Annotated in this window: 11 protein-coding genes; 1 reads left to right on the top strand and 10 read right to left on the bottom strand. The window is 59.7% G+C overall.

Features of this window, described 5'->3' with window-relative positions; all coding sequences use genetic code 11:
* Positions 1-485: Gfo/Idh/MocA family oxidoreductase (locus R3C19_27075; GenBank protein MEZ6064025.1), on the bottom strand; the 485-nt coding region annotated here is incomplete at its 3' end.
* 538 nt (positions 486-1,023) lie between these two features.
* Between R3C19_27075 and R3C19_27070 the strand changes: the two genes are divergently transcribed.
* Positions 1,024-2,292, top strand: coding sequence for a tetratricopeptide repeat protein (locus R3C19_27070; protein MEZ6064024.1), 1,269 nt, complete (start codon positions 1,024-1,026; stop codon positions 2,290-2,292).
* A 550-nt stretch (positions 2,293-2,842) separates the two neighbouring features.
* Here R3C19_27070 and fabF read toward each other — a convergent pair.
* The 9 genes from fabF to R3C19_27025 all read right to left on the bottom strand — a co-directional run bounded on the left by fabF (position 2,843) and on the right by R3C19_27025 (position 9,503).
* Positions 2,843-4,087: a beta-ketoacyl-ACP synthase II gene (gene fabF, locus R3C19_27065; protein MEZ6064023.1), complete on the bottom strand. Its 1,245-nt coding sequence runs from the start codon at positions 4,085-4,087 to the stop codon at positions 2,843-2,845.
* A 3-nt stretch (positions 4,088-4,090) separates the two neighbouring features.
* Positions 4,091-4,321 (bottom strand): acyl carrier protein, encoded by a 231-nt coding sequence (gene acpP / locus R3C19_27060; GenBank protein MEZ6064022.1) that lies wholly within the window; start codon positions 4,319-4,321, stop codon positions 4,091-4,093.
* A 381-nt stretch (positions 4,322-4,702) separates the two neighbouring features.
* Positions 4,703-5,401, bottom strand: coding sequence for an acyltransferase domain-containing protein (locus tag R3C19_27055; GenBank protein MEZ6064021.1), 699 nt, complete (start codon positions 5,399-5,401; stop codon positions 4,703-4,705).
* A gap of 14 nt (positions 5,402-5,415) precedes the next feature.
* Entirely contained in the window at positions 5,416-5,619 is a 204-nt protein-coding gene (locus R3C19_27050) for a hypothetical protein (protein ID MEZ6064020.1), read from the bottom strand.
* 88 nt (positions 5,620-5,707) lie between these two features.
* Positions 5,708-6,715, bottom strand: a complete 1,008-nt coding sequence (gene plsX / locus R3C19_27045) for a phosphate acyltransferase PlsX (protein MEZ6064019.1) — start codon at positions 6,713-6,715, stop codon at positions 5,708-5,710.
* Between the two features lie 5 nt (positions 6,716-6,720).
* Positions 6,721-6,903 carry a 50S ribosomal protein L32 gene (rpmF, locus tag R3C19_27040; GenBank protein ID MEZ6064018.1) on the bottom strand — a complete coding sequence of 61 codons (183 nt, stop codon included), beginning with the start codon at positions 6,901-6,903 and terminating at the stop codon, positions 6,721-6,723.
* A 1,028-nt stretch (positions 6,904-7,931) separates the two neighbouring features.
* Positions 7,932-8,246 carry a hypothetical protein gene (locus tag R3C19_27035; protein ID MEZ6064017.1) on the bottom strand — a complete coding sequence of 105 codons (315 nt, stop codon included), beginning with the start codon at positions 8,244-8,246 and terminating at the stop codon, positions 7,932-7,934.
* A gap of 319 nt (positions 8,247-8,565) precedes the next feature.
* Complete coding sequence (locus R3C19_27030; GenBank protein ID MEZ6064016.1) at positions 8,566-9,234, bottom strand: hypothetical protein; 669 nt, start codon at positions 9,232-9,234, stop codon at positions 8,566-8,568.
* Positions 9,231-9,503 (bottom strand): hypothetical protein, encoded by a 273-nt coding sequence (locus R3C19_27025; protein ID MEZ6064015.1) that lies wholly within the window; start codon positions 9,501-9,503, stop codon positions 9,231-9,233. Before R3C19_27025 ends, R3C19_27030 begins: the two co-directional genes overlap by 4 nt.
* Positions 9,504-9,788: the final 285 nt, after the last annotated feature.

The raw sequence follows: 9,788 nt of genomic DNA, 5'->3' as shown, positions 1-9,788 counted from the left end.
GGCTTTTCGCAGTACACATGCCTGCCGGCTCGCATCGCCGCCACGGACACGACCGCGTGAGTATGATCGGGAGTCGCGCACAGGACGGCGTCGACATCCGTGGCCTGATCCAGCATCCGGCGAAAGTCAGTGAACTCCGCGCACTTGTATCTCGGTCGCTTGTCGGAATAGTGCCTTTCGAACGCTGACATCGCCGGTTTTCGACCGGAGACCCCCTTGTAGTAAAAATTCTCCAGATCCCAGTGCTCCGCGGGATCAACCACGGTTGTGATCAGAACGTCGTCCAGCTTCATCAGATCGGCGGCATTCTGCAGCCCGCGACCGCCGGCTCCGACGAGCGCGACGTTGACCGTTTCGCTGGGAGCCACATGATTCGGCCCACCCAGAACGTGCCGCGGAACGATGTGAAACGCGGTGACGCCGGCGGCCACGCTGCCGAGAAACCTCCTTCGAGACGTGTCCGTCAATTCGCGGTCGGCTGTCATGATCGGCGATACTCCTGAAATTGCGGTGACAATTGCGGTAACATTCGATGTCAAAAAGAGCCGGCTCCCACAACCGGATCGTACAGAACCGCAGCGGAACACGGAAATCTCTCGGCGCTCCCGTCGCGTTCCCTCAACTCTTCGCGCGGGATCACGCTCCGGGACGCATGGCCGGATGGGCTCTGCCTGCGCGACCGGGCAGCCGTCACGACTCGCGGGACTGCGGGCCGAGCCTGCGTGGCACGGCGTTCCAGGGCTGGAGCCCTCGGAACGAGGTGATGGCCGCGGCGAACGAGGTACGCGGCAGGAATTTCAGAATTCGACATTCGTCCTCATGATTGTTGCCCGGCGAGTGTTGTGACAGAATCGCGTGTAACTCCCGGCGCCGTTGCCAATCTCGGCGCCGTTGCCAATCTCGGCGCCGTTGCGAATCTCATTGTCGACCACATCGCCGATTGCGCTACCGGCACCGTTCACAACCCGCTAATCCGTCACATAGCCCGATCCGTACTGCCGCAAGTCTCAGGAACGCTGTCCCGTGTCATCGCCTTCGCCAAAGAAACGTCGCCGTCGAAGCATTGTGATGGCGATTGTCGCTATCGCTGTCATCGCCGCGGCGATCGCGTGGCCGTCCTGGAAGGCTGGGCAGCCGGAATCGCGGTATGCTCGCGGCTTACAGGCATACGAAGCCGGTGATCTGAAGACGCTGCGAATCGAAGGGCTGGCTTTGAAGAACACAGCCGACTGGCAGGCTCAGGCATCACTGCTGACCGGCATGTTCGAACTGGCTCGCGGACAACTGCCGGAAGCCGTCGCCGAACTGGAAGCTGCTCGCGCCGACGAGAGCACGCGCGTCGCGGCATGGAGGCTCACGGGTGAAACGTTCCATCGGGCCGGCCAGTTGGATGAAGCGCGGCGAGCCTTCCAGGACGCTCTGGCTTTCGATCCCGACGACGTGGCGTCACATCGCTGGATGGCCGCGACGCTGTACGACCTGGGAGCCATGGCGCTGGCACTGGCTCATCTGGATGAAGTCAAGCGGCTGGATCCCGATGACCCCCGGCCGTATCGCTTCGCCGGAGCGATCCACAAGGATTACGAACACTATCCGGATGCCATCGCTGAGTACCGGCAGGGACTGAAGCATCATCCGTCTCAGATCCTTGCCGATGAAATGCGCTTCGAACTGGCGGAATGTCTGTTCGAAACCGGCGACTACGACGAAGCCGTCCGCGTGCTGTCCGAATGTCGGACGTCAGCCGACACCGACGCTCTACGCGGCCGCTGTCAGTCCGCACTGGGGAATTCCGAGGCGGCGCTGCAGCTTGCGGACAGCGTTCTGAAATCGGCGCCGCAACATGTCGAAGCACTGAAACTCAAGGCCTCCATTCTGATGGAACGCCGCGAGTACTCAGAAGCCGAATCGCTGCTGGAACGCGCTGCGGAAGTCAATTCCGCGGACCCGGCCCTGTATGTGCAGTTGTCCCAGCTCTACCAGCTCCAGGGAAAGACAGATCAGGCTGACGCGACGGCGAAAAAGATGAAGCACATCAGCGACCTGAGAACTCAACTGGCCGAACTCCACTCCCAGGCGTTATCCGACGTGACGAATGCCGACCTGAGGTTTCAGATCGGCCAAACCGCCGACGAACTCGGCATGCACGAAATTGCTGCGATGTGGTTCAAAGCGGCGCTGTCACTGGACCCGCAGCATGTCCAGGCCGGCAACGCTCTCGCCGACCACGCCGGCAAAAACTCGGCAAGACAAAACTCCGGCCTTCGATTTTCTCGTCCCGACGGTCGGTAAGGCTCAAGACGACCGCCTGATATCGGCACCCCGGCCGAAGGCCAAAACGGGGCTCTTCCGGGGAATGGGGGTGTTGCTGAAGAATCGGTCGATGAAGACTTGCTGGCGTTCGCCGTCATTCCTTCGGATACTTCGATCGGATCTGCCGTTGCGATCCGACAACCTTGCGTTTCCGGTTGTTGATGCCCGGAGGGCAGGCACAACGTCAGCCGGAGCCGACAGGCTCCGGAAGCTGGTGTCTCCGCGTCCGCAGGCCTGAAGGGCCGACACATGCACTGCGTTTAAGCCTGTATCGCCCCTCCGGGGCTTTGGACAGGTATTTGGCATCTGACCGGTGGCTCACGCCACCGGCACAGGTTGTGTCGGCCCGCCGGGCCTGAAACGCTGTTGACTCAACACCCCCATTTTCCGGATGAGCCTGAAACGGATGGAGGTGCCGTGCCCCTGCCGTTCGCAGCGCAGGGTCCGCGCCGTGCAGCTTTCCCGGCGAAGTGTCAGGCTGACGTCGCACGAGCGAAGCGAGTAACCGGGAATGGCCCAGCGCCGTGCCTCAGGGCCGCCCGAGCACCAGGCATGCGTTGTGGCCGCCGAAGCCGAAGCTGTTCTTCAGCGTGTAGCGAATCGGCATGTTTCGCGCGGTGTGCGGTACGTAGTCAAGATCGCAGCCTTCCGCGGGATGATCCAGATTGATTGTCGGCGGTGCCGTCTGAGTCTGCAGAGCTTTGACGCAGAACACGACTTCGACGCCGCCGGATGCTCCCAGCAGATGTCCAAGCTGGCTCTTGGTGCTGGATACGGCCAGAGATTTCACGTGCGATCCAAAGACCGCCCGGATGGCCGTCGATTCCGCAAGGTCTCCCAGCGGCGTGCTCGTGCCGTGCGTGTTCACATAATCAATGGCGTCGGTCGGCAGTTCGGCATCGGCAATCGCGTTTCGCATCGCCTGAGCCGCGCTGGTTCCGTCGGCGTCGGGAGCCGTCATGTGCCGGGCGTCTCCCGACAGACCATAGCCGGCCACTTCCGCCAGAATTGCAGCTCCGCGCTGCTTTGCGAATTCGAACTCTTCCAGCACAACAATCCCCGCGCCTTCGGACAGAACGAAGCCGTCGCGGTCGCGATCGAAGGGCCGGCTGGCGAGTTCCGGGGCGTCATTGCGAGTCGACAGGGCGTTCATGCGAGCGAAGCCGAACAGCCCCATCGGCGTCAGCGGCGCTTCGCTGCCGCCGGTGACCATGACGTCGGCCAGCCCGGATCGAATCAGTCGATAGGCGTCACCGATCGCGTTCGTTCCCGAAGCGCAGGCTGTGGCGACCGCGGAATTCGGTCCCCGCAGACCCCACCGCACGGAAATGTTTCCGCTGGCGGCATTGATCATCAGCTTGGGAATCATGAACGCGGAGATGCGTTCGGGACCGCGATCGAACAGCCGGCTGTGCTGCGCTTCGATCTCATCCAGACCGCCGATGCCGCTGCCGACGAGAACTCCAAAGCGGTACGGATCGCCCTGAGTGAAGTCGATCCCGGCCTGAATGATCGCGTGGTGTGAAGCCACCATCGCGAACTGGCAGAACCGGTCCATGCGGCGAAGTTCGCGGCTTTCCAGCGTCATGTAAGCGCAGGGATCGAAGTCGCGGACTTCGCCGCCGAATTTCACGCGCGATTCACTGCAGTCAAATCGCCGAACGGGGCGGACACCGCTGTGGCCGTCGCAAATCAGCCGCCAGACTTCGTCGACATCGCAACCCAGGGATGTGACGACCGACGTGCCGGTGACTACAACCCGTCGACGGGACATCTATCAGGACTTCGCCTCGATATAAGTGATGACGTCGCCGACGGTCTTGATCTTGTCGTAGTCCTCATCCGGGATCTTGATGTCGAACTCGTCTTCCAGCGCCATCACCAGTTCGACAATATCGAGCGAATCGGCCTTCAGGTCATCCACGAAGGAACTTTCGCGCGTGACGTCCTCTTTCGGAGCATCAAGCTGATCGCTGACGATCCCAAACACCTTTTCTTCAACGGACACTGAGACATCCTCCCGTCAGGAATTCGACTGTCGACAATGAATTGCGGCGACTTGCCGGAAACTGCACTTCAAAACTGCGACACAAAGGCACACTGACGATTGCGGAACCTGTCCGCAGCCGCACAGCCGGGAACATATACCGGGTTTGGGAATTCGTGTAAACCCGACCCATGCCCGGAGATACGGGTTTCTCGACACCGGCCGACCCGCCGCCGATGCGCGAATCACCGAACGCCGGCAGACTCCACTTCACGATCTTTCTCCACGCTCACCATTCGCCACGATGCGCTGAGCCAGCCGACCTCGCGGCTTCCGCGATCTCCGGCGGATGCCAATGTCTACGAACCGCGACCCCGAATCACCGTTCAGAGCCCGACACGCTCACGCTTCGGGAGAATCGTTGATGGTCGTGCACGGCATCTTGCGGCTGACCCGCTTCAGCAGTCCCTTCAGAACTTTGCCCGGACCGAGTTCATAGAATTCGGAACAACCGGCTTCGATCATTCGGTTCAGCGAATCTTCCCAGCGAACCGGGTGAATCACCTGCTGAATCAGGATGTCACGAATTTCATCGGGATCGGAGTGGATCTCCGCGTCCACGTTGGACACGACGGGAATTTCGGGTGATCGGATTTCGACGTGGCGCAGCGCCTCGGCCAGCTCTTCGTCGGCGGGCTTCATGATCGACGTGTGGAAGGCTCCCGCCACCGCCAGCGGCATCGCTCGCCCGCCGGCCGCGTCCGCCAGTTCCGCCGCGCGAATGCAGGCTGCGTTGGAACCGCTGACGACAAGATTTCCGGGACACAGATAGTTGGCGATCTGCAGCGGACCGTGCCCCGACGCTTCTTCACAAATCTGCTGCACCTGATCGCGATTCAGCAGCAGAATGCTGACCATCCCGGAAGGCGTGGCGTCGGCGGCCGCCTGCATCGCCTGCCCGCGCCGCTGCACAACCTTCAGGCCGTCTTCGAACGACATCGCGCCGGAAAACACCAGAGCCGTGTATTCCCCCAGACTCAGCCCCGCCGCCATTTCACAGCTAAGAACGACGTCCGGCGAATCGGCTCGCAGCTTTTCCAAGGCCGCCAGACTCGTCACAAAAGATCGCCGGCTGGCTGATGATTGTCGAATCCAGTTCCTGCCGGACCTTCAAAACACAGCTTCGCAAGGTCGTAACCCAGAATCTCCGCGGCACGGTCATACAGTTCGCGGACCTTCGGATACTGCTGCGACATCTGCCGGCCCATGCCGACATGCTGTGCTCCCTGGCCGGGAAACAGGAATGCGATCTTTGACAACGTTGCGGTCCCTTCACTTCATCGCGACATCGCATGTCAGCACCGCGCGCCGACGCAGTCCGGCTGAAGCATCGCGCGCCGCCAGTGGCTATTCGGCCGGCACCGTCTGAACGGCCAGTTGCTCAACAATCTGCGAATTGATGTGGTGAGCCTTCATTTCCAGAGTCATCTTCAAAGCGTTGCGGATCGAATCGGAATCGCTGGAACCGTGGCAGATGATGCAGGTCCCGTCGATGCCCAGCAGCGGTGCTCCTCCGGATTCCTGATACCGGTACTTCTGCATCAGCTGCGCCATCACTTCCTTCGCGCGGTCGCGTTCGTCACTGAGGGCTGACATCAGAGTTCCCGCGACGGTTTTCATCATGAATTCCGCCATGCCTTCACTGACCTTCAGCACAATGTTGCCGACGAACCCTTCGCAAATCAGAACATCTGCTTCGCCCTGATACACGCCGCGGCCTTCCACGTTGCCGATGTAGCGATCTTTCAGTCGTGAGCCCGTCAGATAACGATGAGTTTCCCGGTACAAATCCGTGCCCTTGCCCTCTTCGCTGCCGATGTTCATCAGGCCGATGCGAGGCGTTTCGATTCCCAGAATCTCGCGAGCATAGATGCTGCCCATCACGCCGTACTGAACCAGGTGCTCCGGGCGAGCCGCCGGGTTGGCTCCGACGTCAATCAGCACGCTGCTGCCCTTCATGTTGGGCAGAGTGACGGCGATCCCCGGCCGCTTGACTCCCTTCAGAAACAGGCGAGTCCTCAGCCCGGCCGCGACAACGGCTCCCGTGTTCCCCGCACTGACGACCGCATCAACGTCCTTGCCCGCCATCAACTGCCAGCAGCGGGCAATCGAACAATTGGGCTTCTCGCGCAGAGCAACGGTGGGCTTTTCATGCATTCCCACCACGCCGTCGGATTGCTCAATCGTGATCCTGTCCGACGTGCACCCGAACTGCTGCCGCAGCGCCTCCAGAGCCGGCCGGTCGCCGACGAGAACGACTTCCAGGTTTTCGTTGCGAGCAACCGCTTCCATAGCGCCCTGAACATTGGGCGCGGGAGCGTCATCGCCCCCCATCGCGTCAAGCGCCACTCGCATCGCCGCTAATCCTCGTCGTCACTGACGACCGTTCGGCCCTGATAATAGCCGCACGTGGGGCAGACGACATGCGTCGGCACGGACGTTCCGCACTGTGAACATTTCGCAAGCTGGATCGGCTTCACGGCGTGGTGACTGCGGCGCATCCGTTTGCGCGATTTCGAGGTTCTTCTCTTGGGAACGGCCATGACAGAAAATCGTCCGAAACAGCGGAAATTCAGAAACAGCAGGAACTTGCGACCGTCGGAGCAGCCGACGAAGACGCGGAATACTGGCAAACCGCTGTGTGCCTGTCAAGTATCGACAGCGAAGTTCACATTCAACGCCTGCTTCCACATCCGCAACGGACGCCGCGGCTTCCCGTCGCCCGAAACCGGCTGCGACGGACGTTCGCGAACACTGCACAGCCCGCAGATCTCCGCCGTAACCATCCCGCGGGCCGCCCGGACCAGCGAATGCGAACAGTGATACACCACAGACTCAGCAACGTCCGTGCGGTGAGAACACTCAGGCAATGTCACCGACCCACGCTCCACGATGCTTCTCCCGATGCCACCGCAGGAATTCTCACCTCGACGATCCACCGCCGAAGTCCATCCGACAACTGCCGCCAGCCACTGCTGCCAAACCGCAAACCAAACACCCCGCTCTGACGACCTCTCGCACGAATTGGATCATTCGGGAAATGGCGTGTCTGTCCAACTGCTATTCAGGCCCGGCGGGCCGACACAACCTTAGCCGGTGGCGCGAGCCCAATGCCGCTCGATCTGTGATGACGTGTCTGACTTGGGAGGGCGAAGCTCCTGCTGAGCCGCGATGAACGTTGGAGGTTGCACCACGAAGCGGCTCTCCCGAAATCCAGTACCATTGTGGGCGAGCCACCGGATCGTCAGCAAATCGTCCGATGAGCCCCGGAGGAGCGACACCACGCGAGTGAGCCAGCCACGACTGGCAGCTCCCGCACTCCCTGCCGAGCGACTGTTCGGCAGAGACACTTTTTCAGCCAGTCTCAGCGAACTCGTCGCCATGCCTCAGAAAATCCATCAAGCGCACCCGCCGTTCCATCCGCCAACGACATTCTTCAGAAAGATGCCATCTCATGAGTTGATTCCGTTCAAGACAGTCGCTGGCCCTGTGTTTCGACTCCGGTTTCGGATGCCCCGGTTTCGCACCGGTTGGGTCGCGCAGCGACAGGATGTCTGTTCCCTGGGCTCAATCAGCCATGAGGGCTGGAGATTGAATTGACTGCGGATGGTGAGTCATCTTGTGCCTGCGGCACCCAACCGCCTTGAACAGGCGGTCGGGCCACCCGGCGCTCCTCTGCAATGATTCTTGCACAGTGAACAGCACTAAATGAAATAACAATGAACCCTTCCTCCGACACTGCATGAAGGACAACAGTAGCCATTGGCAGATGCAGAACTACCGCAACTGTCAATCCAACAAAAGCGATATTGAGGAGCGCCATTCTTGAAGTGCTCCGGCAAACGTAGAGGTCAAACAGAAATACTTCAATTACCAGCACAAGCATCTTTAGACTCAGAGGAATAACCTCAGGCAAGTTCACTATAGCACTACCTCGACGAATGGCGATTCCTGATGTGACCACTGTTTGTGCAACCAGAAGTATAAAGAGATAGATACATTTCTTGCACCGCTCAACTGCCACCCCCCGATTGCCCACTGCTTCACTCCACACAAGGCTCTACGATGCGAGCAGAAACTTCTTGCCTCTGAACCAATTGCTTGAATCGCTCTGAAGGAGCAGTTGGCTGTAAGGATCCGTGCGCAAATAACGCGCACGTTATTTGCGCACGGATCCTAAGTCACTGCTTGCTGCGTCTTTACGTTCACCTCACTTCATCTCCTTCGACTCCCTGCGTTGGCTTCGGAGCCGACGGTGTCGCAACAACGCCTCTTACGCCAAGCGGATTGCGAAAGAAAAGAACAAACGGCGTACGCGTTGCCAACGACCAGGGTGGAGTCAGTCGATTCACCTGGCAATAGAGTCGTCCGGTGACCGTCATACCGGAAAAGTCTATGATCGACTCGTCAACGGAAAGATCCTGCCTAATCTCGATGACCCCGGAATATCGGGGAGTTAGATTGCCAAAGACACCGTACTTATCGTCAGTTGTCGCGCGAGATGTCACTGACAGATTTCCTAATAACTCCACTCCGTCCGGAAGAAAAAACCGAACCCTGTTCGCAATCTCAATTCCTTCACTCGGATGAAAGCCAAATGTATCCCATCCTTCATCCAGCACAACGACAAGGGTTACCTGCGCTTTACCAGTTCCTGTCAAATCGACTGCCCCACCAACTGCCTTCACCCCACGATTAAGCGACAAGTTCTTGGGTATCTCAGCGCGCTTGTCACTAATCTGCATTGCAACAGCGTGCTTGCCATCAACTTGCGTTGCAGCATCGCGATTGTCATCAATCTGCATTGAAGCAATGACCGAGCTTATCAATAGGAACGACAGCACGTAAAGTGTTGGACGCGTGAATCTAGTCATTGTCGCATGCCAAATCGTGATAGACCACTTCGGAGGCCAGTGGCGACTTCGTCCCAGGCGTAGGTGACCATCTTGCTGTTCGGAAGTGCCGCCACCATCGTCTGTCCGATGCCGTCGTAGTAAGACGTGTACCGCCCCGTGGCATTCGCCATCAGGGTTCGGTTGCCGGTTGCATCATAACCGGTATGAGTAAATTGACGGGAACGGAATCGCAGGGCAACGGGCTTGCTCGGGCCTTCCGGCAAAGGCAGCGTTGCCTTCTCTGTCACCGGCCATCGATCGCCGGATGGGCGAGCGATCGACGGCCGGCTCCGACGAAGGCAACTCGCCGCGTGCGGGTTCGGTCTGTGCTGTGTGTCAGCGGCCGTGACAACGCGTGTCCCGTGAGGCGGCCTGGCAACCGGGCATTGACGCCGATTTCCGCTGCGCTGTATGTCACTCGCCATGACAACGCTATTCGTGTGATACAACTTCCCGACCGGGTGTTGGCGGAAGCGCCGGCCTGGTTGTTGGTTTCTTCCATCCGTGTTTGAAAGAGAGTCGTGAGGCAATCT

Source organism: Planctomycetaceae bacterium (assembly GCA_041398785.1).
Classification (GTDB): domain Bacteria; phylum Planctomycetota; class Planctomycetia; order Planctomycetales; family Planctomycetaceae; genus JAWKUA01.
This window is presented reverse-complemented; position numbering and strand designations above follow the sequence as displayed.

Excerpts from the sequence above, each read along its gene's own strand:
- R3C19_27030 (MEZ6064016.1), bottom strand. The coding sequence starts at position 9,234 with ATGACTAGATTCACGCGTCCAACACTTTACGTGCTGTCGTTCCTATTG.
- R3C19_27035 (MEZ6064017.1), bottom strand. The coding sequence starts at position 8,246 with ATGCTTGTGCTGGTAATTGAAGTATTTCTGTTTGACCTCTACGTTTGC.
- plsX (MEZ6064019.1), bottom strand. The coding sequence starts at position 6,715 with ATGCGAGTGGCGCTTGACGCGATGGGGGGCGATGACGCTCCCGCGCCC.
- rpmF (MEZ6064018.1), bottom strand. The coding sequence starts at position 6,903 with ATGGCCGTTCCCAAGAGAAGAACCTCGAAATCGCGCAAACGGATGCGC.
- fabF (MEZ6064023.1), bottom strand. The coding sequence starts at position 4,087 with ATGTCCCGTCGACGGGTTGTAGTCACCGGCACGTCGGTCGTCACATCC.